This is a genomic window from Pseudoduganella sp. R-43, from assembly GCF_049913255.1.
Classification (GTDB): Bacteria; Pseudomonadota; Gammaproteobacteria; order Burkholderiales; family Burkholderiaceae_D; genus Rugamonas.
The window spans coordinates 3305079-3331400 of record NZ_CP183988.1 but is presented as its reverse complement, the minus strand read 5'-3'; the positions used below and the strand labels follow the sequence as shown (position 1 = coordinate 3331400).

Annotated in this window: 18 protein-coding genes; 7 read left to right on the top strand and 11 right to left on the bottom strand. The window is 63.7% G+C overall.

All coding sequences use genetic code 11. The features are described 5' to 3' along the window. Positions 1-40: 40 nt before the first annotated feature. Positions 41-4471, top strand: a complete 4431-nt coding sequence (locus ACN9M3_RS15315; RefSeq protein ID WP_426323560.1) for a PAS domain-containing protein — start codon at positions 41-43, stop codon at positions 4469-4471. Then, positions 4468-5385 carry a diguanylate cyclase domain-containing protein gene (locus ACN9M3_RS15310; RefSeq protein ID WP_426323558.1) on the top strand — a complete coding sequence of 306 codons (918 nt, stop codon included), beginning with the start codon at positions 4468-4470 and terminating at the stop codon, positions 5383-5385. Before ACN9M3_RS15315 ends, ACN9M3_RS15310 begins: the two co-directional genes overlap by 4 nt. Positions 5386-5387: 2 nt before the next feature. Here the strand turns inward: ACN9M3_RS15310 and ACN9M3_RS15305 are convergent, their stop codons facing one another. The 5 genes from ACN9M3_RS15305 to ACN9M3_RS15285 form a co-directional block, all read right to left on the bottom strand. Further along, complete coding sequence (locus tag ACN9M3_RS15305; protein WP_426171951.1) at positions 5388-5846, bottom strand: MaoC family dehydratase; 459 nt, start codon at positions 5844-5846, stop codon at positions 5388-5390. Then, a complete protein-coding gene (locus ACN9M3_RS15300; RefSeq protein ID WP_426323555.1) occupies positions 5846-6970 on the bottom strand; it encodes an acyl-CoA dehydrogenase family protein in 1125 nt (374 codons plus the stop codon). The genes ACN9M3_RS15305 and ACN9M3_RS15300 overlap by 1 nt, the downstream gene beginning before the upstream one ends. Positions 6971-6979: 9 nt before the next feature. Next, the gene (locus ACN9M3_RS15295; RefSeq protein WP_426323553.1) at positions 6980-8170 is read right to left on the bottom strand and encodes an acyl-CoA dehydrogenase family protein; all 1191 of its coding nucleotides are present in this window, start codon (positions 8168-8170) and stop codon (positions 6980-6982) included. 54 nt (positions 8171-8224) lie between these two features. Beyond that, the gene (locus tag ACN9M3_RS15290) at positions 8225-8857 is read right to left on the bottom strand and encodes a PEP-CTERM sorting domain-containing protein (protein ID WP_426323551.1); all 633 of its coding nucleotides are present in this window, start codon (positions 8855-8857) and stop codon (positions 8225-8227) included. A gap of 90 nt (positions 8858-8947) precedes the next feature. Continuing rightward, complete coding sequence (locus ACN9M3_RS15285) at positions 8948-9568, bottom strand: PEP-CTERM sorting domain-containing protein (protein WP_426323549.1); 621 nt, start codon at positions 9566-9568, stop codon at positions 8948-8950. A 339-nt stretch (positions 9569-9907) separates the two neighbouring features. On the opposite strand from ACN9M3_RS15285, the gene ACN9M3_RS15280 reads away from it, so the two are divergent. Continuing rightward, positions 9908-10750: a head GIN domain-containing protein gene (locus tag ACN9M3_RS15280; protein ID WP_426323547.1), complete on the top strand. Its 843-nt coding sequence runs from the start codon at positions 9908-9910 to the stop codon at positions 10748-10750. Positions 10751-10755: 5 nt separating this feature from the next. On the opposite strand, the gene ACN9M3_RS15275 is transcribed toward ACN9M3_RS15280, so the two are convergent. Both ACN9M3_RS15275 and ACN9M3_RS15270 read right to left on the bottom strand, forming a co-directional pair. After that, entirely contained in the window at positions 10756-12972 is a 2217-nt protein-coding gene (locus ACN9M3_RS15275) for an SMP-30/gluconolactonase/LRE family protein (RefSeq protein WP_426323545.1), read from the bottom strand. Between the two features lie 266 nt (positions 12973-13238). Then, a complete protein-coding gene (locus ACN9M3_RS15270) occupies positions 13239-15485 on the bottom strand; it encodes a carboxy terminal-processing peptidase (protein WP_426323543.1) in 2247 nt (748 codons plus the stop codon). A gap of 250 nt (positions 15486-15735) precedes the next feature. Between ACN9M3_RS15270 and ACN9M3_RS15265 the strand changes: the two genes are divergently transcribed. Further along, complete coding sequence (locus tag ACN9M3_RS15265) at positions 15736-17724, top strand: methyl-accepting chemotaxis protein (RefSeq protein ID WP_426323541.1); 1989 nt, start codon at positions 15736-15738, stop codon at positions 17722-17724. Here the strand turns inward: ACN9M3_RS15265 and ACN9M3_RS15260 are convergent. Next, positions 17660-18160, bottom strand: a complete 501-nt coding sequence (locus tag ACN9M3_RS15260) for a hypothetical protein (protein WP_426323539.1) — start codon at positions 18158-18160, stop codon at positions 17660-17662. The two genes, ACN9M3_RS15265 and ACN9M3_RS15260, sit on opposite strands and share 65 nt — an antisense overlap. Further along, positions 18161-18712 carry a thymidine kinase gene (locus ACN9M3_RS15255; RefSeq protein ID WP_426171930.1) on the bottom strand — a complete coding sequence of 184 codons (552 nt, stop codon included), beginning with the start codon at positions 18710-18712 and terminating at the stop codon, positions 18161-18163. It abuts the gene before it with no gap. 139 nt (positions 18713-18851) lie between these two features. Here ACN9M3_RS15255 and ACN9M3_RS15250 point away from each other — a divergent pair, with 139 nt between their 5' ends. From ACN9M3_RS15250 to ACN9M3_RS15240, 3 genes are read left to right on the top strand one after another with little or no spacing between them, the layout of a single operon-like run. Then, a complete protein-coding gene (locus ACN9M3_RS15250) occupies positions 18852-20228 on the top strand; it encodes a pyridoxal-phosphate dependent enzyme (protein WP_426323537.1) in 1377 nt (458 codons plus the stop codon). Further along, positions 20225-21403: a trans-sulfuration enzyme family protein gene (locus ACN9M3_RS15245; protein WP_426323535.1), complete on the top strand. Its 1179-nt coding sequence runs from the start codon at positions 20225-20227 to the stop codon at positions 21401-21403. The genes ACN9M3_RS15250 and ACN9M3_RS15245 overlap by 4 nt, the downstream gene beginning before the upstream one ends. Continuing rightward, on the top strand, positions 21390-22727 hold the full coding sequence (locus tag ACN9M3_RS15240; protein WP_426323533.1) for a zf-TFIIB domain-containing protein: 1338 nt from the start codon (positions 21390-21392) through the stop codon (positions 22725-22727). The genes ACN9M3_RS15245 and ACN9M3_RS15240 overlap by 14 nt, the downstream gene beginning before the upstream one ends. On the opposite strand, the gene ACN9M3_RS15235 is transcribed toward ACN9M3_RS15240, so the two are convergent. Continuing rightward, a complete protein-coding gene (locus ACN9M3_RS15235) occupies positions 22724-24034 on the bottom strand; it encodes a hypothetical protein (protein WP_426323531.1) in 1311 nt (436 codons plus the stop codon). The two genes, ACN9M3_RS15240 and ACN9M3_RS15235, sit on opposite strands and share 4 nt — an antisense overlap. A gap of 83 nt (positions 24035-24117) precedes the next feature. Next, entirely contained in the window at positions 24118-26319 is a 2202-nt protein-coding gene (locus tag ACN9M3_RS15230; protein WP_426171924.1) for an acylase, read from the bottom strand. Positions 26320-26322: the final 3 nt, after the last annotated feature.

Below are 26322 nucleotides of genomic sequence, written 5' to 3'. Positions count from 1 at the left end.
CTATCATCATCCTGCAGTCACTTTTCCGAAAGGACGTGCCGTGCGGGATGAATCCAGCAAGCCCTTGCCACCATTGCGGTCGCAGCTCGCACTGCTGGCCGCGGCCTGCGCGGCGCCAGCACTATTGGCGGTGGCCCTGTTGCTGGTGTATTTCCAGCAGCGCGACCTGGGCCGCGCCGAGCTGCAGGTCCAGCGCGTCGAACGCGCTGCGGCCGCCATCGTGGACCGCCAGTTGCTGGCCGCGGAAGCTGCGGCCCTCGCGCTGGCCAGCAGCCCCAGCGCCCGTAGCGGCGACCTGGTGGCCCTGCGCAGCCAGGCAAGCGGCGCGCTGCCGCCAGCCTTGCCCTACCAATCCCACATCCTGTTCACCGAAAGCGGCGCGGCACAGCTCATTGCCGGCAATGAGCTGCCGGTCGACCGCGCCGCCAACGCGGCCCGCATCAGGTTAGCGCCGAATGCGCGTTCCGCAGTCAGCCTGCTGCGCGCGAACGGCAAGGAGCCGGCCCACCTGGCGGTTGACGTGCCGATCCAGCGCGCCGCCAAGGCGCCCGCCACCCTCAGCGTCCTGCTGCCCGGCGACGCGCTGGACAAGGTGGCCGAGGAGATGCAGCTTGCCCCCGGCGCCGTGATCGCCGTACTGGCGCCCGACGGCAAGCTGGTGGCCCGCAGCCATGACGACGGCCGGGCCAGCGGCGAGCCGGCGGCCGACGCCTTGCATGGCCTGCCGCTGCAGGTCGGCTACCTGCGCGGTGCAGCCAGCCCGTGGAGCGTGGCGGTGGCCTCGCCAAGGCCGGAAGCGCTGCTTGCTTTCGACGGCCTGTTCTTCGCGGTGTTCGCCGTGCTGGCGGCGCTGGTATTGGCCGGCTTTGCCGCAGCTGCCCTGGCTGCGCGCCGCATCGCAAGCTCGATCGATGCCCTGCACGCGCCGGCCCAGGCGCTGGCAAGCGGCGCGCCCATCGAAGCGCCGCGCGCATCCTTCCAGGAGGCGAAGCAGATTGGCGACACCCTGCTGCGGCTCGACCGCGACCTGACCCGCCATCGGCAAGACCTGGAACGCGTGGTCGAAGAGCGCACGCAGCAACTGGAAAATTCCAACGCCCTGCTGGAAACGATTTACGCCACGGCGCCGGTGGGCCTGAGTTTTGTCGATACCCGCCTGCGCATCCTGATGATCAACGATTACCTCGCCTCGATGAACGGACTGGCGGTCAACGACCATATCGGGCGCCGCTTCGATGAAGTCATCAGCGACCGCAACCTGGTGGCCCAGGTGAACCAGGCCTACCGCCGGGTACTCGCCACAGGGGAAGCGGTGCCGAACACCGAAATCTGCGGCACTACCGCTTCGCGCCCCGGCCGCAGCAACCATTTCATTGCCGGCTATTACCCGGTCTTTGGCGCCGATGGCGCGATGGCCGGCATTACCGCCGTGCTGATGGATATCACCCAGCAGAAGGAGTCGGAAGCGGCGCTGCGCCAGTCCAAGGCCCTGTTCAAGTCGGTGCTGGAGAACATGCCGGCCATGGTCTTCGTCAAGGATGCCCAGCACCTGCGTTTTGAACTGCTCAACCGCCAGGGTGAACTGCTGCTTGGCCGGCCGCGCGAGGATTTGCTCGGCAAGAGCGACCGCGATTTCTTCCCGCCGGAGCAGGCAGCGGCGTTCGTGGAAGCCGACCGCAAGGTGCTGGCGTCGGAACAGGTGATGGAAATACCTGAAGAAGCGGTGCGCATCGCCGCCGGGGAAATGCGCTACCTGACCACCCGCAAGGTGGCCCTGCGCAACGAACAGGGCATCGCCACCCACCTGCTGGGCATCTCGCTCGATATCACGGACCGCAAACGTGCCGACGAAGCCCTGCAGCAAACCTCCCTGAGCCTGGCGCGCAGCACCAGCTTCCTGCATACGGTGACGGAAAACCTGCCGGGCCTGGTGGCTTACTGGGACGCGGAGCTGCGCTGCCATTTCGCCAACAAGTACTTCCTGGCCTGGTTCGGCAAGACGCTGGAGCAGGCCATGGGCGAACCCATCGGCAACGTGCTGCCAGCCGCGCTGCTGGAACAGATCCGGCCGCACATCAATGCCGTGCTCGATGGCAGTCCGCAGCACTTTCTGCGCGAGCTGGAACTGCCGACGGGCGAGCCGCGCTATGCGTGGATCAACTTCATTCCGGACCGCGGCGAAGCGGGCGCCGTGCGAGGCTTTTATGCCCTAGGCTCGGATGTGACCGAACTAAAGCGCGGCGAATTGAAATTGCAGGAGCTGAACGAACAACTGATGCGCGCCCGCGACCGGGCGGAAGCCGCCAGCCGGGCCAAGAGTGAATTCGTGGCCAACATGAGCCATGAGATCCGCACGCCGATGAACGCCATCACCGGGCTGGCGCGCTTGCTGGAAGAGGCGCCGCTGGAACGGCGCGAGCGCAGCTACGTCAGCAAGATCCAGCTCGCGACGCAAAGCCTGCTTGGCGTCGTGAATGACGTGCTGGACTTTTCCAAGATCGAGGCCGGCCAGTTGCAGCTCGAGCAAGCGCGCTTCAACCTCGAGCAGTTGCTGGCCGCGACTGCCGTACTCGTGGCAAACGGCGCCTGGGACAAAGGCGTGGAGCCCGTGTTCGACATCGCGCCTGCGCTGCCGCCGGAAATGGTGGGCGATGCGATGCGCCTGCAGCAGGTGTTGCTCAACCTCCTGAGCAATGCCATCAAGTTCACCGAGCGGGGCGAAGTCGTGCTGACGGTACGCGAGGCGCCAGGCAGCGCCAATTCGCTGACGCTGGAATTCACCGTGCGCGACACCGGCATCGGCATCCCGGCCGAACAGCAGCCCCATATGTTCGACGCCTTTTCGCAAGGCGACAGCAGCACCAGCCGCCGCTACGGCGGCACGGGGCTAGGCCTGGCCATTGCGCGCCGCCTGTCGGACTTGATGGGCGGGGTCATCGCCGTGGAAAGCACGCTGGGCCGGGGCTCGACCTTCCGCTTTACCTGTCCCCTGCAGCGCGTTGCCGGCAGCGCACCGCGCGCATCAACAGCCAGCCTGCACGGGCTCAAGGTCCTGGCTGTCGACGACAACGCCAGCGTACGCCAGATGCTGCAGCGGGCGGGCAACGCCATGCAATGGACGACAACCACCCTGGCCACCGCTGCCGAGGCCCTGCAGGCGCTGCGCCAGCGTCGCTTCGATCTGCTCCTGCTCGACAGCGCAATGCCCGCCACGGACGGCATCGCCATGCTGGTGCAGGCGCGCGACGAAAACCTGGCATTGCCCAAGGTCGTGTTGATGGCGCCGGAGCGCGCCAGCGACGATTTGCAGCAACTGGCCGACAGCCTGCAGATCGATGCGGTGCTGGCCAAGCCTTTCACCCCGTCGCGCCTGCACGATGCGGCCCTGGCCGCAATCACCGGCATCAACCAGCCGGAGCACCGCGGCAGCCAGGCGGCGCTTTCCGGCAGCCTGGCCGGCATGCACGTGCTGCTGGTGGAAGACAATGAGATCAACCAGGAAATGGCGCGCTACATCCTGCTTCACTGCGGGGCCTTGGTGGAAGTGGCGTCCAACGGCGAGATCGCACTGGACATGCTGCGCGACGACCCGCAACGTTTCGACGCGGTACTGATGGACTTGCAGATGCCCGTGATGGACGGCTACCGCGCCACCGAAGCGATTCGCTCCATGGGCCTGCGCAGCATGCCCATCATCGCCATGACCGCCAACGTCATGCCGGAAGACCGCATCCGCGCCATCGAGGCAGGCGTCGACGCGCATATCGCCAAGCCGATCGACGTCGACGAAATGATCGCTACCCTGAGGCGCCTCGCGCCCCTGCACCCGGAGCTGGCGAACGGTCCATCGGCCGCAACGCGCGCTGAGCAGCGCAAGGATGGCCGCCCGTCCACGGTGCCCGGCATCGACCTGGAAGCTGCATTGCGGCGCGTGGCCGGCAATTATTCGGCCTTCGCCGGCCTGCTGAAGCGCTTCGAGAATTCGCAGGGCGACGCCGTGCGCGAAGTGCGCGATTGCCTGGCCCAGGACAAGCGCTACGCCGCCACGCGCGTGCTGCACCGGCTGAAAGGCGTGGCCGCCAACCTCGGCGCCACCGATGTGGCGCGCCTGAGCGCCCAGGCCGAGAGCGCTGTCGCCGAAGGGCAGGACAGTTCGGCCGCCGCCCTGCTGCTGGCGCTTGAACAGGCACTGGCCGTGGTGATCAACGCCGCACGCGAATTGCCGGCGCCGGTGCATTCCGCCGCCGGCAGCACGCCCGTGTCCAACTTGCCGCAAGCCCTTGGGGACCTGCAAATGCTGCTCCGGAACAGCAATATGCGCGCCCTGGCGGCGTTCAAGGCGCTCACCCCCATCCTTGAGCAGCGCTGCCCGGACCTGCTGCCCGGCCTGGCCAATGCCATCGAAACGCTCGACTTCAGCGACGCCGAGCAACGGCTGCAGGAGATCATGAAACGGGAGGAAACCGCATGACATGGACCGACCAGGCGCACAATGGGCGCCTGCTGATCGTCGATGACGCCATGGAGAATATCCAGATCCTCAACCACGTGCTGGGCGAGGAGCATGAAGTATTGTTTGCCATGAATGGCGAGAAGGCGCTGGAACTGGCGCACCAGCACCAGCCCGACCTGATCCTGCTGGACGCAGTCATGCCGGGCATGGACGGCTACGAAGTATGCGCCGCCTTGCGCGCCGCGTCGGATGTGCGCGATATCCCGATCATCTTCGTCACCGCGCTGACCACGCCCGAGGACGAGACCCGGGCGCTGGAAGCGGGCGCGGTCGACTTCATCACCAAGCCATTCAATGTAGCCGTAGTGCGCGCCAGGGTGCGCACCCACCTTACATTGAAGCGCCAGTCCGACGCCATGCGTGAGCTGACGCTGACCGACGCCCTGACAGGCGTCGCCAACCGCCGCAGCTTCAACGAAGCAATCCAGAACGAATGGCGGCGCTGCGCCCGTTCGGCCATGCCGCTTTCAGTGATCATGATCGACATCGACCACTTCAAGCTTTACAACGACGCCTACGGCCATCAGGCCGGCGACTCCTGCCTGAAGCAAGTCGCCGACACCATGCTGCAATGCGCCGGCCGTTCGCCGGACCTGCTGGCGCGCTACGGCGGCGAGGAGTTCGTCATCCTGCTGCCCCAGGTCGGCGCGCAGGGCGCGGAGACGGTGGCCGAGCGCATCCTGGCCAGCGTGCGCGCGCTGGCAATCCCGCACCGCATGTCGTCAGCCGGCGACACGGTAACGGTCAGCCTGGGCGTGGCCACCCTGCTGCCCGGCACGGGCGGCACCCCGGATGCGCTGGTGCGCTGCGCCGACAACGCCCTGTACCGGGCCAAGAAAGATGGCCGCAACCGCTTCTGTGTCGAGGTTTGAGATCAGGAGTAGCGGCGCATCAGGAATTCCGCTACGCAGGCGGGCTTTTCGCTGCCTTCGCATTCGACCGTGACTTCCCATGCCAGTTGATGGCCGCCGGCCACCGCGCTGATGCTGCGCAGGACGACGTGGCCGCGCACGCGGCTGCCGACCGGGACCGGCGCGGGGAAGCGCACCTTGTCCAGGCCGTAGTTCACGCCCATGCGCATGTCTTCCATGAACACGGCATCCTGCAGCAGCCCGGGCAACAATGACAGCGTCAGGAAGCCATGCGCCACCGTGCCGCCATAGGGCGATTCAGCAGCGGCGCGCGCCGGATCGGTGTGGATCCACTGCTCGTCGTTGGTGGAAACGCCGAAGCTGTTGACACGATCCTGCGTGATGTCGACCCAGCCGGAGACGCCGACTTCCTGCCCCACCAATGCTTCCAGTTCCGCCACGTTACGTACCAAGCGCGCCATCAAGCTGCCTCCTTGAATCCCGGCTGCGCGATGAAGCGCTCCAGGTGATGATCTGCGTCGCCCAGCGTGACCTCGATCATCGCCAGTCGCTTGAAATAGTGTGCGGCGGGCAGTTCGTCCGTCACGCCCATGCCGCCATGCAGCTGCACCGCCTGCTGGCCAACAAAGCGTGCAGCTTGCCCTATCCGCGCCTTGGCGGCTGAAACCACGCGGCGGCGCTCTTCGTGGTCGTCCGACCCGGCCTTGGCCGCCGCCAGCATGGCCATCGAGCGCGCCTGCTCGAGGTGGATGAACATGTCAGCCATCCGATGCTGCAGCACCTGGAATTTCCCGATCGGTGCGCCGAACTGCTGGCGGGTTTTCAAGTACTCGAGCGTGGCGGCGAAGAGCGCGTCCATGGCGCCAATGGCTTCCGCGCAGAGAAGCGCAGCGCCGTAGTCGGTGGCCGCCTCGATCAGCGGCCAACCTTGGCCCTGCGCGCCGAGCAGCGTGCCTTGCGCGTCCTTGAATTCCACCGTTGCGGCGCGCCGGCCGTCGATGGTCCGGTAGTCGGTGACCTGCACGCCTGGCGCGTCGCGCTGCACCAGGTACAGCGAAATGCCGTCAGTATCGCCCTGGGCGCCGCTACTGCGTGCGGAGACGATCAAGGCGCCGGCCTGGCCGCCATGCAGCACCACCGTCTTGCGGCCCGAAATGCGGCCAGCGCCGGCGCCGTCGGTAACCAGGATGTCGTTCAGCACGTGGCGCGACTGCTGCTCACCGAGCGCGCATGCCAGCTTCAGCTCGCCAGCGGCAACGCGCTCCAGCACGTCGTCATGGCCTCCCGCCAGCTTGAGGAACTGCGCCCCTAGCACGGTGGCGAAGTACGGCTCGACCACCAGGCCGCGACCCAGTTCCTGCATCACGACCATCATGTCGGCCGCGCTGCCGTTGAAACCGCCCTGCTCCTCCGGCACAGGCAGCGCCAGCATCCCCAGCTCCACCAGCGTAGCCCAGGCCTGGCTGGAAACACCGGCCTCCGAATGGATGATCTTCTTGCGCGCTTCAAAACTGTAGTCCTTGTCGACCCAGCGGCGCAGCGCATCGGCAAATTGTTGTTGCTCTTCCTTGAAGCTGAAGTCCATGCCGCCTCCTTACAGTCCCAGGATCATCTGGGTGATGATGTTCTTCTGGATTTCGTTCGAGCCGCCGTAGATCGAAGTCTTGCGGAAGTTGAAATAGCAGGCTGCCAGGGGCGACGCCTCGTCGTCACCGGCCAATGCATGTTCGCGCTTGCCATCGAGGTAATCCGGATCGAAGGGCAAGGCTTGCGGGCCCAGTGCTTCGACCATCAGCTCCGTCAGCATTTGCTGGATCTCGGAGCCACGCACCTTCAGCACCGAAGCCTGCGGCCCGGGGCCATGCGCTTCCTGCGCGATGGTGCGCTGCACGGTGACCTCCAGCGCCATCAACTCGATTTCCAGGTTCGCCACGCGCGTCGCGAACAGCGGGTCCTCGAGCAAGGACTTGCCGTTCTTCTGCTGCTGGTTCGCTATCTTTTTCAGGAACAGCAGTTCGCGCCTGGAGCGTCCCACCGCCGCAATACCGGTGCGCTCGTGGCCAAGCAGGTACTTGGCGTAAGTCCAGCCCTTGTTCTCCTGGCCGACCAGGTTCGCAACCGGCACACGCACATTGTCGAAGAAGACTTCATTGATCTCGTGGTCTTCGTCCAGCATGATGATCGGCCGTACGGTGATGCCTGGGGTCTTCATGTCGATCAGCAGGAAGGTAATGCCCTCCTGCTTGCGCACGTCCTGGTCGGTGCGCACCAGGCAGAAGATCATGTCGGCGTGCTGGCCCAGCGTGGTCCAGGTCTTCTGTCCGTTGACGATGTAATGATCGCCCGCGCGCACCGCCGTAGTCTTCAACGACGCCAGGTCGGACCCTGCGCCCGGCTCGGAATAGCCCTGGCACCACCAGTCGGTGCAATCGAGGATGCGCGGCAGGTAATAGGCCTTCTGCTCCGGGCTGCCGAAAGCCATGATGACCGGCGCCACCATGTTGACACCGAAGGGCAGGATGGGCGGGGTGCCGGCAATTGCGCACTCCTCTTCCCATATGTGGCGCTGGGTAGCATCCCAACCCGGGCCGCCGAATTCGGTCGGCCAGGCCGGTGCAGCCCAGCCTTGTTTGGCGACGATCTTGTGCCAGCGCACATAATCTTCGCGCTTCAGGCGAAGGTGCTTGCGGACTTTGGCTTGCAGGTCGGCGGGCAGGTTCGCTGCCAGGAAAGCCCGCACTTCAGCGCGGAAGGCCTCATCCCTGGCAGAGTAATTCAGGTCCATGCTGTCTCCTTGAATTGGTCGCGCCAGCAAAATAGCACGACCGTTTCAAAGAGTCTACAGCGCTTTGCGCCGCCGCGCCACAAAGCCGATCAGGCCCAGGCCAGCCAGCAACATGGCATATTCCCCAGGCTCAGGCGCCGGCGAAACAGCGATATCACGGCCGAACATGGTCAGGTTGGAAAAGTCGGGATGGGCTTGATTATTTCCGGTGAACCAGCCGATATTCCAGGTGCCGCTCAGGGTCTGGCCGGCATTGATGGCCTGGTTATCGAACAGGAAGGCACCGGCGCCGTTTGCAGCCTTGAGCGACAGCACCAGGTCCAGCGAAACGCTTTGCGCGCTGGTATTGGTGACGGTCCAGGTGCCGGTCTTGCCGTCCCCTGCATCGAAGCTGAAATTCAACGCGTTAAACAGGCTGAAGCCCGTACCGGAACCGCCTTCGTGCTTGCCCAGCAAGGTCCAGTCGCCGCTGCCGAAGCTGTCGAAGGTGACGCCCATGCCGCTGGTGTTGCCGCTCAGGCCCGCCTGAGGATTCCAGCCCGAGGTGAAAACGAAGGCGTCGGCGCTTTGCGCGTCGAGCGTGGCATCGTCTGCGGAGGTATTACCGATAGTTGTAGCGCCGAAGGCGCTTGCCGCCAGGAGCATGCTGCTGGCAGCCAATGCAAACTTCTTTGCAATTGGTTCCATTCCGATTCCCCTTCTGGTGAAGTTAAGACTGCCACTTCAATGTAGCGGTTTAGCGACCTCGACGGCGTTCATTACCTTTCCGAAATATAGTCACTCCGTGCTGCGCCGGCGCGCAAGCAATCCAAGCACGCCAAGGCCCGCCAGCAGCATGCCGTATTCGCCAGGCTCAGGCAGGGCCGACACGTCGCGCCCAAACAAGGCGAGGTTGGAAAAGTCCGGATACGCGTTGTTGGCCCCCGTGAACCATTCGATGCGCCAGGTACCGTTCAGGGTCTGCCCGGCGTTGATGGCCTGGTTATCGAACAGGAAGCCCGCGCCCGCATCTGCCGCGTGCATGGCGAAGACGAGGTCAAGCACCATGTTCGCTGGGCCCGCGTTGTGCACCGACCAGGTACCCGCCGTGCCGCTGTTCATTGCAAAGCCGAACTGCAACACGCCCATATTGGCGAAGCCGGCATTGAGGTCGTATTTGTCGAGCAAGCTCCAGGCACCGCTGCCATACGCATCGAAGGCAGTACCAAATCCAGTGGTGTCGCCGTTCACCCCTGCATGCGGATTCCAGCCAGCGGAAAAAACAAAGGCATCCGAATCGAAACCACCGAGCGTGACGTCATCGGCCGAAGTATTGCCGATGCCAGTCGCGCCAAAAGCGCTTGCCGCCAGTAACAGGCTGGTGGCGGCCAAGGCCAACTTTCTTGCAATTGCGCACATGATAGAGCCCTCCCCTCTGAAAAAGACTGAACCTTTCAACAGCTTAGGTAGCCCGGCGTTAGAGGGGTTTGTGCGGGCACAAGCCTTGACTGGCCGAAAAAGCACGGGCATGCAAAAGAAACGCCGCAGATGGCCTATCCGCGGCGTAAGTAAGGGGTATTACCTAGATTGTTCTCAGCAGCGGAGCTGCCGGGCCGGCCGTATGCCGACACTTTCATATTATCAATTTTTACAACTCAGCACTCAATTTCTGCATTTCGTCGCATTCCCGCCATATGCAACCGAGATGGCCGATAGGATGCTCTCATCCAAACTGGCTCGCACAACAAGGACACAACCATGCGCACCAAGCTCCCCCTCGCCGCCATGATCTCCCTCACCCTGGCAGGCTGCGTCATCGTGCTGAACGACAGCAGCGACTACGTCAAGGGCAACGGAACGACCATTACTGAAACCCGCGACATCACCAGCGCCACCGGCCTGCGAATCGAGAACCGCCATCGCGTCGATATGGATGTCGACGTCAAGGTAGGCAGCGCGCCATCGCTGGTGATCGAGGGCGACGGCAATCTGGTGCCGCTGGTGCATACCGAAGTGCGCGGCGATACGCTGCGCGTGTGGACGGAAGATCGCCTGGACAGCCGCAAGCCGATCCACGTGCGGTACACGGTCCAGCGCCTGGACAATCTGGAATCGAGCGGCTCCGTGCGCACGGAGGTGCAAGGCCTGGCAGGCGGACCGTTGGCCGTTTCGCACACAGGCTCCGGCTATCTCGAGCTGCGCGGCCGCGTCGAGCAGCTGGATTTGCGCCACGCCGGCTCGGGCCAGTTGTATGCGGACGGGCTGGAAAGCAAGTCGGCTGTGGTGGATATGGTCGGTTCTGGCCGCGTGAATATCGGCTCCGTACGCGGCAATGCCTTGCGCGTAACGTCATCCGGCTCTGGCAGTTTCTATGCGCGCGGCATCGTGCGCGCGCTTGACGTGCAGGTGCAAGGCTCGGGTAGCGCCCAGCTGAACGACTTGCGCGCCGACGAAGCCAACATCACCAGCAACGGCTCCGGCGGCGTGCAAGCCTGGGTCCAGCACAAGGTCGACGCCCGCGCCAACGGTTCCGGACGCATCGCCGTCACCGGCAACCCATCCCAGCGCAGCCTGTACGGCCGCAATACCTCGATACAATAACGAAGTCAGTTGACCGTCAGTGCGAGGTCGCGGCCGGAGGTGGCGGTATTGCCGGCGTAGTCGGCGGCGTAAATGCGCAGCGTGTAGTCGCCCGGCGCCAGTTCGCTTACTTGCCAGCGGCCGGGTACGACTTCGCCCTCAGACAGATGGCTTAGCAGCGAATAGGTGAAGCGCGTGGCCTTGCTCCCGTAAACGGTGATGCCGCTGTCGGCGGAGTACACCACCTTCACTGCTTCGCGCTGCTTGGGCAACTGGTCGTAGGTTTGCATGATGCGGGGCTGCTCATAGCCCGCAACCGGCGTGCCGTCAGCCTGCAGCAACTGGTAGCCCAGCTTGTACAAGCCCAGGCGGCGGCGTGCGAGGTTGCCGTCCATCTGGTCGAAAGCGTCCACCACCACGTTCACTTCGCCCAGGCTGCGCGCTACTTCCAGGCGTTTGCCTTTCCTTGCCGGCAGGCGTTTGTCGCTGGCGTCATACAGCGCAATGCCCTGGATGACCGGCGCAATGGTGTCGCGCAGGCCGGGGAATGGCAGCGCAAGCGGATTCACCACGCGACCGTGGTCGTACAGGTTGAGGTGGACGTGGGCCATCTGGTTCACCACGCCCAGTTGTTCGCCAACATAGAAGCGCGTGCCACGGCGGACGCGCACCCGTTCCGGCTTGCCTTGATCGTTCAGCAGGAGCTGGAACCGGTTGTCCAGCGCACGGTTCTTCTTGTCGCGGCCGACCTTCATATGGATGTAGCTGGTCGTGCCGAGGTTGATGCCCTCGCCGAGCGAACCATACGCCCAGTTGGGCAGAGGGTCGCTGACCTTGGCTTTCTCGACCACATGGACCGAGCTGCCGACATCGGCCTGTACATCGAGGCCAGCGTGGAAGTGGTGGCGGCTGTCGCCGTCATAGCTTCCCCTCACCTCGCCCATCAGGCCAACCACCTCGTGCGGCTGGTTTTGCGGAAGAACGGGCCACGGCATTGGGCCTTCGTTGCGCCGGGCCATGAGATCGCTGGCTGCCGCGGCCGGTGCGCCGGCGGGCGGCATCGGCTCCGCGGCGTGTGCAGCGCCGATCAGCGGCGCGCCAGCCTGCACGCCCGGGCTGGATGACAGCGCCTTGGCGACCTGCGCGGCTGGCTGCGCAGGGGCAGCCCCCGCGCCGGCATGTACCACGCGGTGCAGGCGCTGGGCGGAGCCGTCGGCGATGACCAGGGTGCCATCGGCCGCCAGGGCGAGGCTGCGCGGGCCGTAGAGCTGGATATTGCCATCGATGCCCGTGACAGGATCGGCGGGCCGCGCGGCGTCCGGCATTCCGGCGAGGTTGCCGTCGGGCGCCAGTTGCAGCAGGCGTCCGCGCGACGACACGGCAATGTAGACGAAACCATCATGCGTCACCGCCAGCGCCATGGGGCGGCGCAGCAGCGGCTCTTTTTCCAGCTCCGGCGCGACGGCAATCGTCACCACCGAGCCGTCTTTGTTAATGCGGCGCACGGCATCGTTGCTGGTGTCGGCGATGTAGATGCCGTCCTTGCCAAGCGCAATCCCGCAAGGTGTATCGAATTGCGCCTCGCCCATGCCGTCAACGAAACCGGGGCGCCCGCTGCCCGCCAGCGTGGTGACGGTGCCATCGGGAGCGATTTTGCGAATCCGGTCGTTATAGGTATCGGCGACATATACCACGCCGGCTGCATCGACCGCCACGCCGACCGGGCCATTGAACTGGGCTTGGGCGCCCTGCCCGTCCGCAAAGCCGGCAATGCCGCTGCCGGCCAGGGTCGAAACCGTGCCGTCCACTGCGATCTTGCGGATCACGTGGTTGCCAGTATCGGCGACGTAGACGTTGCCTTGCTTGTCCAGCGCGATGCCGGAAGGAGTGTTGAAGGCGGCGGCGCCTGCACCGTCGCGGTAACCCTCTATGCCACCCGCCAGCACGCGCACGCTGCCATCTCGCGCCAACACCGACACGGTATTTTTCTCGCCGCCGTCCGAGAAATAGACGTTGCCCTGCTTGTCGGCAGCGATGCCGTAGGGGTCGGTCAAGCCGGCGTCCAGCAAGGTTTCCAGCCGCGCTGGCCAGGCGCGCTCGGTCGGCGCCGGGCCGCGCTTGACCAGTTCGGGCAAACGCGCCGCTACGGTGTTCGCCGGCGAAGAATAGTAGAAATAGCCACCCGCCCCGGCAATCGCCAGTACTGCAGCCGCAAAAACAGTCAATTTGATAGATGTACGCACAGGCGGGATTTTACCGTCCCATCGCCGGGGCGATCAAACAAGGTTCATCGGCCGTAGCCTATCCGGGTCAGACCCTTGGGTCTGACCCGTCCTTTGCCGCCGGCACTGGCCCGATCATCCGCGATGAACAAAAAAAAAGCCCGCTCTGGGAGCGGGCTGAAGTCTATTTCCTTGGAGGAGAATAGAGGAGACAGGTGCAAGTATGCTGCGGCGCGGTATATCTGTCTACTTTATTGTAGTAATACTAGATATAACCATTCGCAATATCACTTGTCGCTAACGTAAGGCAGCACTCGGCTGGCCAGGCGGGTATCGGTGCGCAGCACGCTCACCTCGTCGGCCAGGATATGCACTGCTTCGTTCAACAGTACGTCCTTGGCATTCTTGGCGGCCTTTTCGGCATCCAGTTCGGCCGACAGCGACCGTTCGTCCGCTTGCAGGCCGTCATCGGTGCGGATCGCGCCACGCACCTGGTTGGCCTGGCGCTGGGCGGCGCGCGGGTTGGCAGGCTTGGCGGCAATCGCCTTGTTCAGCGCATCTTTCGGGTCCGGCACCAGGATCGGATCATCCGGCGATGGACCGGCAGCCAGGCGCTGTTCACGCAGCTTGGCGCGCGCCTCCTGCTGGTCGCGCTCCTTGCGGCGCACGGTTTCGTTCAGGGACACCACGTTGTCCTGGCGCTGCTTTTTGACATAGCTGATGTCGTCCAGCAGGTATTGGTAGTCCTTGTCCTTGGCAACGCGTGCCTCGTGCTTTTTATCCAGCATCGGCACGATTTCCTTCAACTCGCCGGCCGGGATATACACCGCAGGCTTGATCTGGGTGTATGGCAGCGCGTTGTCGTAGCTCGATTCGCCGAAGTTTTCAGCATCGCTGGTGGAAGCCAGCTTGATGTCCGGCGTCACGCCGCGCAGCTGGGTGGTACCGCCGTTGATGCGGAAGAACTGGGCCACCGTCATTTTCAGCTCGCCGAAGCGCGACTTGTCGCTCTGGCCGAAGCGGTCCAGGTTGACCAGGGTCTGCACGGTGCCTTTGCCGAAGCTCGGTTCACCGATCACGAGGCCACGGCCGTAATCCTGGATTGCCGCCGCAAAGATCTCGGAAGCCGAAGCCGAGCCGCGGTTGATCAGCACACCCACCGGACCATCCCACGACAGGCCAGGCACATTGTCCGCCTCCACTTCGACGCGGCCTTCGGCGTTACGCTGCTGCACCACAGGACCACGGTCGATGAACAGGCCGGTCAGCTCGACCGCCTCGGTCAGCGAACCGCCGCCGTTGTTGCGCAGGTCGATCAGCACATTGTCGACCTTCTCTTTCTTCAGCTCACCCAGCAGGCGGGCGACGTCGCGCGTGGCGCTCTTGTAGTCCTTGTCGCCCTTGCGGCGCGCATCCCAGTCCTGGTAGAAGGTCGGCAGCGAGATCACGCCGATGCGGCGCTTGACAGCGCCATCCTTGACTTCCAGGATCGAGCGCTTGGCCGATTGCTCTTCCATGCTGATTTTCTTGCGCACCAGCGACAGCACGAAGGGTTTGCCGTCCGGGCCTGCATCAGCGCCCAGCACCTGCAGCCTGACGGTCGAGTCTTTCGGGCCGCGGATCAACTGCACCACGTCGTCGATACGCCAGCCCAGCACGTCGGTGAATTTCTCAGATTCGCCCTGTGCCACGGCAACAATGCGGTCGCCCACCTTGAGCTTGTTGGACAGGCCGGCCGGGCTGCCCGGCACGATTTCGCGAATCACGGTGTACTCGTCGCGGTTCTGCAGCACGGCGCCAATGCCTTCCAGCGACAGGCGCATGGCGATGTCGAAGTTCTCGGAAGCGCGCGGGCCCAGGTAGTTGGTGTGCGGCTCGATCGACATGGCGTAGGCGTTCATGAAGATCTGGAACACGTCTTCGCTATTCAGCTTGCGCGAACGGGTCACGTAGTTTTCGTAGCGCTTGTCCAGCGTCTCGCGGATCGACTTCTCGTCCTTGCCGGCCAGCTTCAGGCGCAGCCAGTCGTTCTTCACGCGCTTGCGCCACAGGTCTTTCACTTCGGCTTCCGACTTCGGCCAGTCGGCCTTCTCGCGATCGAACTGGTAGCTCTCGTCCTGCGTGAAGTCGAACTTGGATTTCAGCAGTTCGCGGGCATAGGCCATGCGGTCGGCGAAGCGCTGCTGGTACAGGTTGTAGATAGCGAAAGGCGTTTGCAGGTTTTCGCTGTTGATCGCGTCATCCAGGCGCGACTTTTCCTTGCTGAAGGAATCGATATCGGCCTGGGTAAAGAACAGTTTCTCGCCATCGAGCGATTTGAAATAGCGGTCGAAGATCTTCTCCGACATCGCGTCGTCCAGCGGCGTAGCCTTGTAATGGTAGCGCGACAGCACGCGGGACGCCCACAAGGCGGCCTGGATCTGCTGTGCTGCAGGCTTGACGGTGACGTCTGTCGCCTTGTCTGCCTGGGCGGCGCCCGCGTAAGCGGTGACCAGTGCCAGGGACAGGGTGGCCAACAGGGTGTGCTTCTTCATCGGCTTGCTCCGAACGTAGGTGATTCTATAAGAATAGTGCTGATCCCATTCTACAGGATAGGACACTCTCTGGGAGAGAGGGGACGATGGGCAGTGTGCTGGGCTTCACTTAAGCCAGCCTGAAGGTTAAGCCATCTGACAAGATTTACGCTAAGTCATTGAATTTTCGAAGAAACATTTTGTAACAGGTGAAATTTCCAGGTAGCAACGCGATATCATATCGGCCCTGCCTCAAAAATAATCAAGAACCATGTCCCATCCAACGCCTCCCATTCGCAGCTGGAGCGTCGGCACCAAGATTGCCGCCTTCACGTTTATCCTTGTCAGCGCCCTGTTAGCGCTACTTATTGTCTTCATCAACTGGAACAGCACTGCCATGCTGGAGCAGCGCGCTCGCAACCAGGTTGCTGCCGACCTGAATGGCGTCTCCAATATGCTGGACGTGTTCAACGCTGCGATGGTCAACGATGCCGCCAGCTACGCGCGCCAATTCGCCGCCCAGGTGCCCGGCCCGTTCTCGCTGGAAGGCAGCGAGCTGGCCGCCGGCGGCAAGGCCGTCAACAACGATTTCAGCATTCCCGACAACTTCACCGCCCAAACGGGCGCCATCGCCACCATTTTTGCAGCCGACGGCAACGAATTCGTGCGCGTGACCACTTCGGTGAAGAAAGAGAACGGCGAGCGCGCCATCGGCACCCAGCTCGATCACAACAACCCAAGTTATGCGCGGCTGCGCGAAGGCCGCTCTTATACCGGACTCGCACAACTGTTCGGCAAGCCCTACATCACCCAATACGACCCGGTGAAGGACGCCTCGGGCAAGATTGTCGGCGTGCTGTTCATCGGCCTGGACATCAGCAAGAACATTACGGCCCTGAAGGACAAGATCAAGGGCATCCGCATTGGCGAAACCGGCTACGTCTACGTGTTGAATGCAGCCCCCGGCAAGGACTACGGCACGCTGCTGGTCCACCCTTCCAGCGAAGGCGCATCGATGCTGGAGACCAAAGACAGCAACGGCAAGACCTTCATCCGCGAGATGCTTGAGCAAAAATCGGGCGAGGTGCGCTATATGTGGTCCGATGCAGAGGGCAAGACCTCGCCCCAGGAAAAACTGCTGGTGTACCGCTACTTCGACGACTGGAAATGGATCGTTGCCGGCGGCACCTACGTCAAGGAGATCACCAGGGATGCCGTCACTGCTCGCAACCGTTATGCGGTATGCGGCATCGTCGCCCTGCTCGCTTTTGCCGCCAGCCTGTTGCTGCTGGTGCGCGCCATTGTCAGCCGCCCGTTGCTGCAGGTGCAGGGCGCGGCCGACCGTATTGCCGGCGGCGACCTGACCGTGCGGCTGGACGTGACCACCGGCGATGAAATCGGCAAGGTCCTGGGCGCCATGAACGGCATCAGCGAACGCCTGGCGGACGTGGTTGGAGGCGTGCGCGAGGGTGCCGACCAGATCGCCACTGCTTCGTCGCAGATCGCAGCCGGCAACCAGGATTTGTCGGCGCGTACCGAGCAGCAGGCTTCGAGCCTGGAGGAAACCGCCGCTTCGATGGAAGAGTTGACTTCGACCGTGCGCCAGAACGCCGACAACGCCCGCCAAGCCAATGCGCTGGCGCGCGAAGCATCGGACGTCGCTTCGCGCGGCGGAGCGCAGGTGGCGCAAGTGGTGGAGAAGATGGGAGCCATCAACGAGGCCTCCCGTAAGATCGAAGACATCATCTCCGTGATCGACAGCATCGCCTTCCAGACCAACATCCTCGCCCTGAATGCGGCTGTCGAAGCGGCACGCGCGGGCGAACAGGGCCGCGGCTTTGCCGTGGTGGCGAGCGAAGTGCGCAACCTGGCCCAGCGCAGCGCCGCTGCAGCACAGGAGATCAAGGGATTGATCGCCAACTCCACGGGTGAAGTCGAAGCCGGCGCCAAACTGGTCGAATTGGCCGGTGCGACGATGGAAGAAGTGGTGAACAGCGTCGGCCGCGTGACCGACATCATGGGCGAAATCAGTGCCGCCAGCGAGGAACAGCGCGCCGGCATCGACCAGGTCAACCAGGCCATCGGCCAGATGGACCAGGTCACGCAGCAGAATGCCGCCCTGGTAGAGGAAGCCGCCGCAGCCGCCGGCGCCATGCAGGATCAGGCCGAAGCGCTGGTCCGCGAAGTGCGCGCCTTCAAGCTACCAGGCCATGCAGCCACGGGATCGTCGTCCAGGCGTACCACCCTGCGCCTGCGATAAGCAGCAACGGCCATGAGCGCACGGCCAGCTTCCAGTCCGTCGCAGACGGCCAGCAGGCCAGGAACTGCGGCGCGACAAGGAAGGCCAGGCCGGCGTCCAGCGCTTCGAAATGCCAGGTGCCGCGCGTGCGCAGCACGGCAACCCACCACGGGATCAGCGCCAGCAGCAGCGGCGCGAGCGCGGTGAAAGCGGAGTTGTACCAGCGCGCGTTGGCCAGCTTGACCTCGCCCAGGCGATAGCCCTTGCCCTCGCGGCGCGGGATGATGGACAGGGAAACCGGCCGCGCAAACGTCAGCAGCCCGGCCACGAAATGGGCCAGTTCATGGCACAGGGTGCCCGGCAGCTGCATCAGCGTGAACGCCACATAGCGCTGCGACAGCACCCAGATTGCCGCCGCAAGGCATAGCGACGGCGTCAGGTAAAACAGTCTATCCAATTAACCCGTATAAAAGCAGCGGCCGCAGGCCTGGCGATAAGCCTCGTTGCCGCCGATGCTGATTTGCTCGCCTTCGCGAATGCGCTCGCCCTTTTCGTCCACGCGGATGTTCATCGTGGCCTTTTTGCCGCAAGTGCAGATATTCTTGATTTCCTCGATATCGTCGGCCAGCGCAAGTAGGTAGGCCGAACCCGGGAACGGCTCGCCGCGGAAGTCGCTGCGCAAGCCGTAGCAGATCACCGGCACGCCCTTGGCCTGCGCCAGCTGGTGCAGCTGCTTGACCTGCTCCGGTGACAGGAACTGCGCCTCGTCGACAAGCACACAGGCCACTTTCTGCATGTCTTGCAGGAAGTTGGTCTCAGACGAGAACAGCTCGACTTCGCGCTGCGGCCCCAGGCGGGAAGTCACCTTGCCCACGCCATAGCGGTCGTCAATGGCGGCGGTGAACAGGCGCACGATCAAGCCCTGTTCTTCGTAGTTATGGGCGACCTGCAGCATGGAGGTCGATTTGCCTGCGTTCATCGCAGAATAGCGGAAGTAGAGTTTTGCCACGGTGGAAATTATATTAAAAGTCGCTGCGCGATTATACGCGAGGCTCAACCCGCCAAAAAAGGTATAAGCTAGCGCAAAGAAATTCCTTCTTGGTTCAATCGAATCGCCACACAATGCGCGTTTTTCGCAAGGAGAGAAAATGCAGAATACCCGTCCTGCAGCTTTGTTCAGCCTGATCGGCAATACACCGCTTGCCGAAGTCACCCGCCTCGACACCGGCCCGTGCCGGCTGTTCCTCAAGCTTGAATCGCAAAATCCCGGCGGCTCCATCAAGGACCGCATCGGCCTGTCCATCATCGAAGCCGCCGAGCGCGTAGGCTTGCTCAAGCCGGGCGGCACCATCGTCGAAGCCACGGCAGGCAACACCGGCCTGGGACTGGCCCTGGTCGGCGCCATCAAAGGCTATAAGGTGCTGCTGGTGGTGCCAGACAAGATGGCCACCGAAAAGATCCTGCACCTGAAGGCGCTCGGCGCCGACGTGCGCATTACCCGTTCCGACGTCGGCAAAGGCCACCCCGAGTATTACCAGGATTACGCTGCCCGGCTGGCCAGCGAGATCCCCGGCGCCTTCTTCGCCGACCAGTTCAACAACCCGGCCAACCCGCTGGCCCACGAAACCACCACCGGCCCTGAAATCTGGGAGCAGATGGCGCGCGAGATCGACGCCATCGTGGTCGGCGTCGGCTCCTCCGGCACGCTGACCGGCCTGGCGCGCTACTTCCGCAAGGTCGCCCCGCACGTCAGGTTCATCCTGGCCGATCCCAAGGGTTCGATCCTGAAGGAATACGTGGATACCGGCAAAGTCGCCGATACCAGCGGCTCCTGGGCGGTGGAAGGCATCGGCGAGGACTTCATCCCCGCTATCGCCGATATGGAGGCGATCTCGCAGGCCTACACCATCACTGACCAGGAAAGCTTCGACAGCGCACGCGCCCTGTTGCGCGCCGAAGGCATCCTGGCCGGCTCCTCGACCGGCACCCTGCTGGCAGCGGCCCTGAAATACTGCCGCGAACAGAGCAAGCCGCAACGTGTGGTGACCTTCGTCTGCGACACCGGCACCCGCTACCTGTCCAAGGTCTACAACGATAGCTGGATGTTCGACCAGGGCCTACTGCAGCGCCAGAAGCTGGGCGACCTGCGCGACCTGATCGGGCGCCTGTTCGAAAACGGCGACGTGGTCAGCGTGGCGCCGGGCGACACCTTGCTGATCGCCTTCAACCGCATGCGTGCAGCCGACCTGGCGCAGCTGCCGGTAATCGACAACGGCAAGCTGGTCGGCCTCATCGACGAGTCCGACCTCCTGCTGAAAGTCGAAAAGGATGCGGCCCGGTTCAAGGGCGACGTAGGCGGCACCATGACCAGCCGTGTCGAAACCCTGGCGCCATCTGCCGGCATGCCCGCCCTTCGTGATACCCTCGACCGTGGCTTGACCGCCGTGATTGCCGAAGGCGGCAAGTTCTATGGCCTGATCACCCGCTACGACTTACTCAACCACCTGCGCAGGACCTTATCTTGAGCGAAAAAAAGACCAAAGCCCACCTGGCCACGCGCGTCATCCACGCTGGCCAGCACCCTGATCCATCGACCGGCGCCATCATGCCGCCGATCTATGCCACGTCCACTTTCGTCCAGCAAAGCCCCGGTGTGCACAAGGGCCTGGACTACGGCCGCTCGCACAACCCGACGCGCTGGGCGCTGGAGCGCTGCGTGGCCGACCTGGAAGGCGGCGCGCAGGCCTTCGCCTTTGCCTCCGGCCTGGCCGCGATTTCCACCGTGCTGGAACTGCTCGATGCGGGTTCGCACATCGTGGCGGGCGACGATATGTACGGCGGCACCTTCCGCCTGTTCGAACGTGTACGGCGACGCAGCGCGGGCCATGAGTTCACCTATGCCGACCTGACCAACCCGGAAAACCTGCTGGCCGCCCTGCGCCCGGAAACGAAAATGGTGTGGGTGGAAACGCCGACCAACCCGATGCTGAAACTGGCCGACCTCGCGGCCATCGCGCGCATCTGCCGCGAACGCGGCATCCTGGCCGTGGCCGACAACACCTTCGCCAGCCCGATCGTGCAGCGCCCGCTGGAGCTGGGCTTCGACGTCGTCGTGCACTCCGCCACCAAGTACCTGAACGGGCACTCGGATATCATCGGCGGCATCGCGGTGGTTGGCGGCGAAGAACGCCAGTCGGCCTGGCGCGAGCAATTGGCCTTCCTGCAGAATTCCGTCGGCGCCATTGCCGGTCCGTTCGACGCCTTCCTGGCCCTGCGCGGCGTGAAAACGCTGGCGATCCGCATGGAACGCCACTGCAAGAGCGCACTGGAGCTGGCGCGCTGGCTGGAACGCGAGCCCAAGGTGAAAAAGGTGTTCTATCCAGGCCTCGAGTCGCATCCCCAGCACACCCTGGCCAAGGCGCAGATGGACGGCTTCGGCGGCATCATTTCGATCGACCTCGATACCGACCTGGCTGGCGCCCGCCGCTTCCTGGAACGCTGCGAAGTGTTCGCGCTGGCGGAAAGCCTGGGCGGCGTGGAATCGCTGATCGAGCACCCTGCCCTGATGACCCATGCATCGATTCCGGCGACCCAGCGCGCCACGCTGGGCATCGGCGATGGCCTGATCCGTCTCTCCGTCGGGATCGAAGACATCGAGGATTTGCGCCAAGACCTGCGCAATGCCCTTGACGCCATCTGAACGCCACTGCAGCAACTGCAAGCGCCCGATGCGGGTGCTTGATCTCTCCGGCCATTACCAGCGGCGGGTGGAGATCGACACCTGCCCGCATTGCTGCCTGGTGTGGTTCGACGACACGGAATCGGTGCGGCTGGCAGGCCCCGGCATCGCCGAATTCGTGCGCGAGATCCATGGGGCAATGCAAGCCGGCGGCGAGCACGCGCATGCGGTGTCGCTGGCGCGCATCCAGTCCTGCCCGGTCTGCAGCGCGCCGCTCAAGCGTGTGTTCGACATGTCGCGCTTCGGGCGCACTTCCAAACTCCAGTGCCCGCACGGGCATGGCTATTACCAGACCTACATTCTCTACCTGGCCGAGAAAGGCTTTGCCCGCCCCCTCGCATGGTCCGATATCCGTTCCCTGCATGCCGCAGGGAAGGAAGTTTTTTGCGCAGGCTGCGGCTGTCCGCTTCCCGCGCGGCCGGTCGAAGCGTGTCCGGCTTGTCACTCGGCCGTCGGGGTAATCGACCCCGCCCGCCTGGCGCTGGCCGTCGCGCCGGACGGTCCGGCCAGTAGCGTTAATGCCCCGGCAGTCGAGCAGCATCAATGCCACGCCTGCGGCGGCGCCATTGACCTGACACGCGACATCCATTGCCCCCACTGCCAGGCGCCGGTATTGCGCCGGGACACAGAAGATGCCTCAGCTTCCGCCACGGCAGCCGCTAGCGCGGCGGAGGCGGCATTGGCCTCCGTGCGGGACGACTCCCACCGACTCAAGACAGAAAGCCAGCATGCGGTGGTCAATTTTGGCGAAGACCGCCGCACGCAGCGGCTGCGGAATGTCGAATTCCGGCTGGCCGTCGGACTCCTGCTTGGCAGCATTGCGCTCACACTCATGGCCTGGTACCGGCAGCCGGCGCAACGTGCCAACTGGAAACGCCAGGAGGCGCCGCTGATTTCGTACGCTCCGCGCTTCAAGGAGGCGGAGTTGAAGTGCGACCTGCATTCATCGGTAAGGCGCGAAGTGCGGGTGCGCCAATTGATTATCGCGCCAGGTGCGCCGGGGCCGGGGCCGGCCAACGCCACCTACGGCGCGATGCAGGCAGCCTACATGCAGGCCAAGACCGTGCGAGCCGAATGGGAAGCCAGCGGCGCATTCGACATGCTCGAGCAACAGTTCGGCGTACCGAATGCGGACCCACGCAGCCTGCCGACAGGCCTCTTTCGCCGCGGCGAAGCGTTGGCCGCAGTGGAACGCGCAGCGTTCTGCCTGCCTGTCCATGAAATCAGCCCGCCACTACTTGCCGAGGACGGCTTTCACATCATCGAGGTGCTGGAAGCGCGTTAATCGGCTGGCCGTCGTGCAGGATCGCTGATGTTGAAGACGCGCCGGACCAGGCTTTCCAGCGCCACGAACACGCCCTCCACCCCAAAGCCGGCAATGAACGATAACGCCGACGTGCTGAGTGCCCAGTTGCCCAACAGCCCGATCTCACTGCCCGGCGTCTGGCCGGATGGATTGACGAACAAGGCAATGCAGGCGCCAATCGTGGCGCCCAGCGCCAACTGCAGCAAGGCCAGGGTGAAATCGCGCGGCGACAACAGGCTTTCGCGCATCTTGGCCCACAGGCCGCGCACCACTGCGGCGCCCGCGCCCAACACGCCGTAGCACAACGGCAGCACAGCCGTTCCGACCACCAGCGTGACGACGCGCGCCTGCTCCTCCAGGGCGCGTTGAACGCGGCCTTGCATTTCCGCCGGTGTCGCACTCGCCTGCACTGCGCCGTTCTCCGGCATGCGGCCGAACGGGCGAGCCAGCACGCTGTAGCAGGCCTGCCAGGGGACAAGCCAATCGCGCAGGTTCATGCTGATTGCGGCCGCCTGCGCCGTCAGCTGCTGGCGCCGCGTGCAAAGCTGGTACTCCTCCGTACTGCGGAAGTGCGGCGAGCCCGCCGTATCGGCCTCAGTGCAGAACTGCATCGGAGGCGCGGTAGTGCTGGCCGTGTGCTTGAATTCAGCTTCCGCAATCTCTTTGGACAGGGCGGCTTGCGCGGCCTGCACCGCATCGAGGTGCTGCAGGATGGCGCTGCCACCGGCAACATGCCAGGACGTCACACAGGTCAGCACCAGTCCAATCAGCAGCAGGTAGACCACCAGCTTCATGCGCAGGTTGAAACTAGAAGCCACCCGTACCAGGCCTGGAAATGCAGTGCGGGCCAGGGTCAGGCGTGTCGGCTTGTCCCAGTGCGGGCTGTGTGCGGAGCCGTTCCCGCTGCCGCCGCCCCCGAACATCTTGTCGCGCAACCAGTTGCGCCAGTCGCGCCGGTTGTCCTCGCCCACCACCAGCAAAGTAAAGGCAATGGTCAGGCCCGTCGCCGGGCGTGCCGCGGCATTCAGCTTATCCTTCGCACACAATACCTTGACCGCCTGCGCCACGCGCTGTTGCTCGCTATCGGGCTGCGCCAGGCCGATCGCACACAGTTCATCGATGTGCGGCTCGCCGTCGTCGTGGTTATGGAAATTGTAGAGGCTCTTGTCCCAGCGTCCGGAGATGTGGTCAAGCAGCAGGAAGACTTCATTCAGCTCACGCACGAAGATGAACTCTTCGATCCGCTGGCAGGGTTCGCCGCCATTTTCCTCACGATTGGAAGACATGCCCGCCTCCCTATTAGCATGTTGTCACTTCATTGTGCGCCTGCCAAGGCGGGGAGGACTTTGCGCTAGCTCAAACGTGAACCCTATTCGCCCGGATGGTACTTGCGTTCCAGGTTCTTTTCGATGTCTTCCTTGTAGAACAGCACGTCCTTGAATTCGCCGCGCGCATACATCTCGGCCTGGTCATTGAAGTGCGGCGACGCAGGATCGCCGCTTTCGCCGCCGGCCAGGATGCTCTTGGCCCTCACCTTCGGCCCGAATTCAACAGCCGCCACGAAGCTATTGCCGCGCTCGCCATAAATACGCCTGGTGCGCTGCTGCGACGTCATGCCGTAAGCAGCCAGCGCGCCGAAATTGCCGGACGCGTAAGGCACTGGAATGCTTGGCTTGTTATCGTCAAACGGCTGCGCGATATCGCCGGTCAGGCGCTGGAAGCGGTTGATCTCGCCCCATGGTGTTTTCCAGCTGCCGAAGTCGGCGGCCAGCTTGTTCGAAGCACGCACCAGCGCTTCCAGCCGCTGTTTCGACGTCAGCTGGGTCGCCAGGTAATCGAGGACCGGCATGCCCTTGGCTTTCGCCGCGGCACCGTATTGCTTCACCTGGTCCTGCAGCCAGTAGATGGCGACCGAAGTCGGCACCGATGTCAGCGAATAGCGCATATCCCAATCGCGCAACAGCGTGACCTGTTCGATCACGGCGGCCTTGGACAGGTCGCTGGCCGGTGCCTCGTCATAGGCGCGCACCAGCAGCGGCAGCAGCGGTTCGAAGGCGGGCAACTGGCTGTCGTAGGCGGCGGCGATCAGGCTGTCGATGGTGAAGTCCTTCTTCCCTTGCAGGACGCGAACGGCGTGAATGCCGCGCGCATTCTCGGGGTTGACCGACATGTAGGCCGGATAATCCTCGGGGCGCGGGCTATAGGGGCCGGCGGCCGAGAACGGCCAGTTGTTGGTGTTCTGAATCCAGCCATTTTTCGGGTTGAACAGTTGGATGGTTTCGCGCACCTGGTGCAAGCCTTTCCAGTCGGTCGCCGGATCGGCGCCGTTGACCGGCTTGCTGTAGTCAAAACGCGGGTCGCGCACGGGGATGAAATTGCCGTGGAAATAGGCGATATTGCCGTCCGCATCCGCATACACGGTGTTGTTGGATGAGTTGGTGCGAAGCTCCATCGACCTGTAGAAAGCCGGATAGTTGCGGGCCTTGGTGCGAATGAAGGACTGTGTCAGCGCCTTCAGCGGTTCGTTCATCATCGCCACCGAGACCCACTTTCCATCCTGTTCGCGCACCACAGGGCCGCGATGCGTGAAATACGCCGTTACCGTCTTCTCAGCCCGGCTGCCATCCTCCGCCTTGTACGGCAGTTGCACTTGCACGGTGCGGAAGGGGCGCAGCTCCTTGCCATACTGGTAGAAGAATTTACCGTCCTTCTCCACCACGGTCTCCAGGTATTCGTCGATCACGTCGCCGCCGCCGGAAGTGTGCATCCAGCCGATGCGGTCGTTAAAGCCCTGGTAGACAAAGAACTGCCCCCAGGTTACCGCGCCATAGGCGTTCAGGCCCTCCTGGCTGTTCACGTGGATCTCCGGCCGGAAGTAGAACGAGGTGTGCGGATTGATCATCAACAGCGCGTGGCCAGACTTGCTCATGGCCGGCGCGATCGCGAAGCCGTTCGAGCCGCGCGGCTCGTTATCCAGATCGCTGCCAACGGCAGCCACGGACGGCGCAGGGCGCTTGCTGTAGAACGCCTTCAACTGCTCGATATTGACGGTTTCGATGTCGCCGCCGATACTGCCTTCGCTGAAGCTGAGCGCCATCCAGGGCTCGAAGCGGTTCAGCAAGCGCGCCTGCACCTGCGGGTGGGTGTGCAGGTAGAAGTTCAGGCCATCGGCCCATGCCACCATCAGCTTCTTCAGCCAGTCCGGGCTGGCCTTGTACTGGGCCTTCAACTGCTCGGGCGTGATGAAGAGCTTCATGCGCAAGTCCTGATACAGCGCCTTTTCGCCTTCCACTTCCGCCAGCCGGCCCATGGCGTTGATGAAATTCAGCTCGATACGCTTGAAATCATCTTCCGACTGCGCGTACATCATGCCGAATACCGCTTCCGCGTCGCTCTTGCCGTAAATATGCGGAATGCCCCATTTGTCGCGCAGGATGGTGACGCGCTTGGCAATCGCTTGCAGGCGCAGTACTTCCGCAGGACTCAAGGCTCCACCCGCCTGTGAAGCGGCGGGGGCGGCAATCGCAGGAATGGCGCAGAACGCGACGAGCGCGGCATTCAGCTTCAGCATGCT

Bases quoted from the DNA above. Each gene is read 5' to 3' on its own strand.
- ACN9M3_RS15305 (WP_426171951.1), bottom strand. From the start codon at position 5,846: ATGGCGCGCTTGGTACGTAACGTGGCGGAACTGGAAGCATTGGTGGGG.
- ACN9M3_RS15230 (WP_426171924.1), bottom strand. From the start codon at position 26,319: ATGCTGAAGCTGAATGCCGCGCTCGTCGCGTTCTGCGCCATTCCTGCG.
- ACN9M3_RS15235 (WP_426323531.1), bottom strand. From the start codon at position 24,034: ATGTCTTCCAATCGTGAGGAAAATGGCGGCGAACCCTGCCAGCGGATC.
- ACN9M3_RS15265 (WP_426323541.1), top strand. From the start codon at position 15,736: ATGTCCCATCCAACGCCTCCCATTCGCAGCTGGAGCGTCGGCACCAAG.
- ACN9M3_RS15300 (WP_426323555.1), bottom strand. From the start codon at position 6,970: ATGGACTTCAGCTTCAAGGAAGAGCAACAACAATTTGCCGATGCGCTG.
- ACN9M3_RS15270 (WP_426323543.1), bottom strand. From the start codon at position 15,485: ATGAAGAAGCACACCCTGTTGGCCACCCTGTCCCTGGCACTGGTCACC.
- ACN9M3_RS15285 (WP_426323549.1), bottom strand. From the start codon at position 9,568: ATGTGCGCAATTGCAAGAAAGTTGGCCTTGGCCGCCACCAGCCTGTTA.
- ACN9M3_RS15280 (WP_426323547.1), top strand. From the start codon at position 9,908: ATGCGCACCAAGCTCCCCCTCGCCGCCATGATCTCCCTCACCCTGGCA.
- ACN9M3_RS15295 (WP_426323553.1), bottom strand. From the start codon at position 8,170: ATGGACCTGAATTACTCTGCCAGGGATGAGGCCTTCCGCGCTGAAGTG.
- ACN9M3_RS15250 (WP_426323537.1), top strand. From the start codon at position 18,852: ATGCAGAATACCCGTCCTGCAGCTTTGTTCAGCCTGATCGGCAATACA.
- ACN9M3_RS15310 (WP_426323558.1), top strand. From the start codon at position 4,468: ATGACATGGACCGACCAGGCGCACAATGGGCGCCTGCTGATCGTCGAT.
- ACN9M3_RS15290 (WP_426323551.1), bottom strand. From the start codon at position 8,857: ATGGAACCAATTGCAAAGAAGTTTGCATTGGCTGCCAGCAGCATGCTC.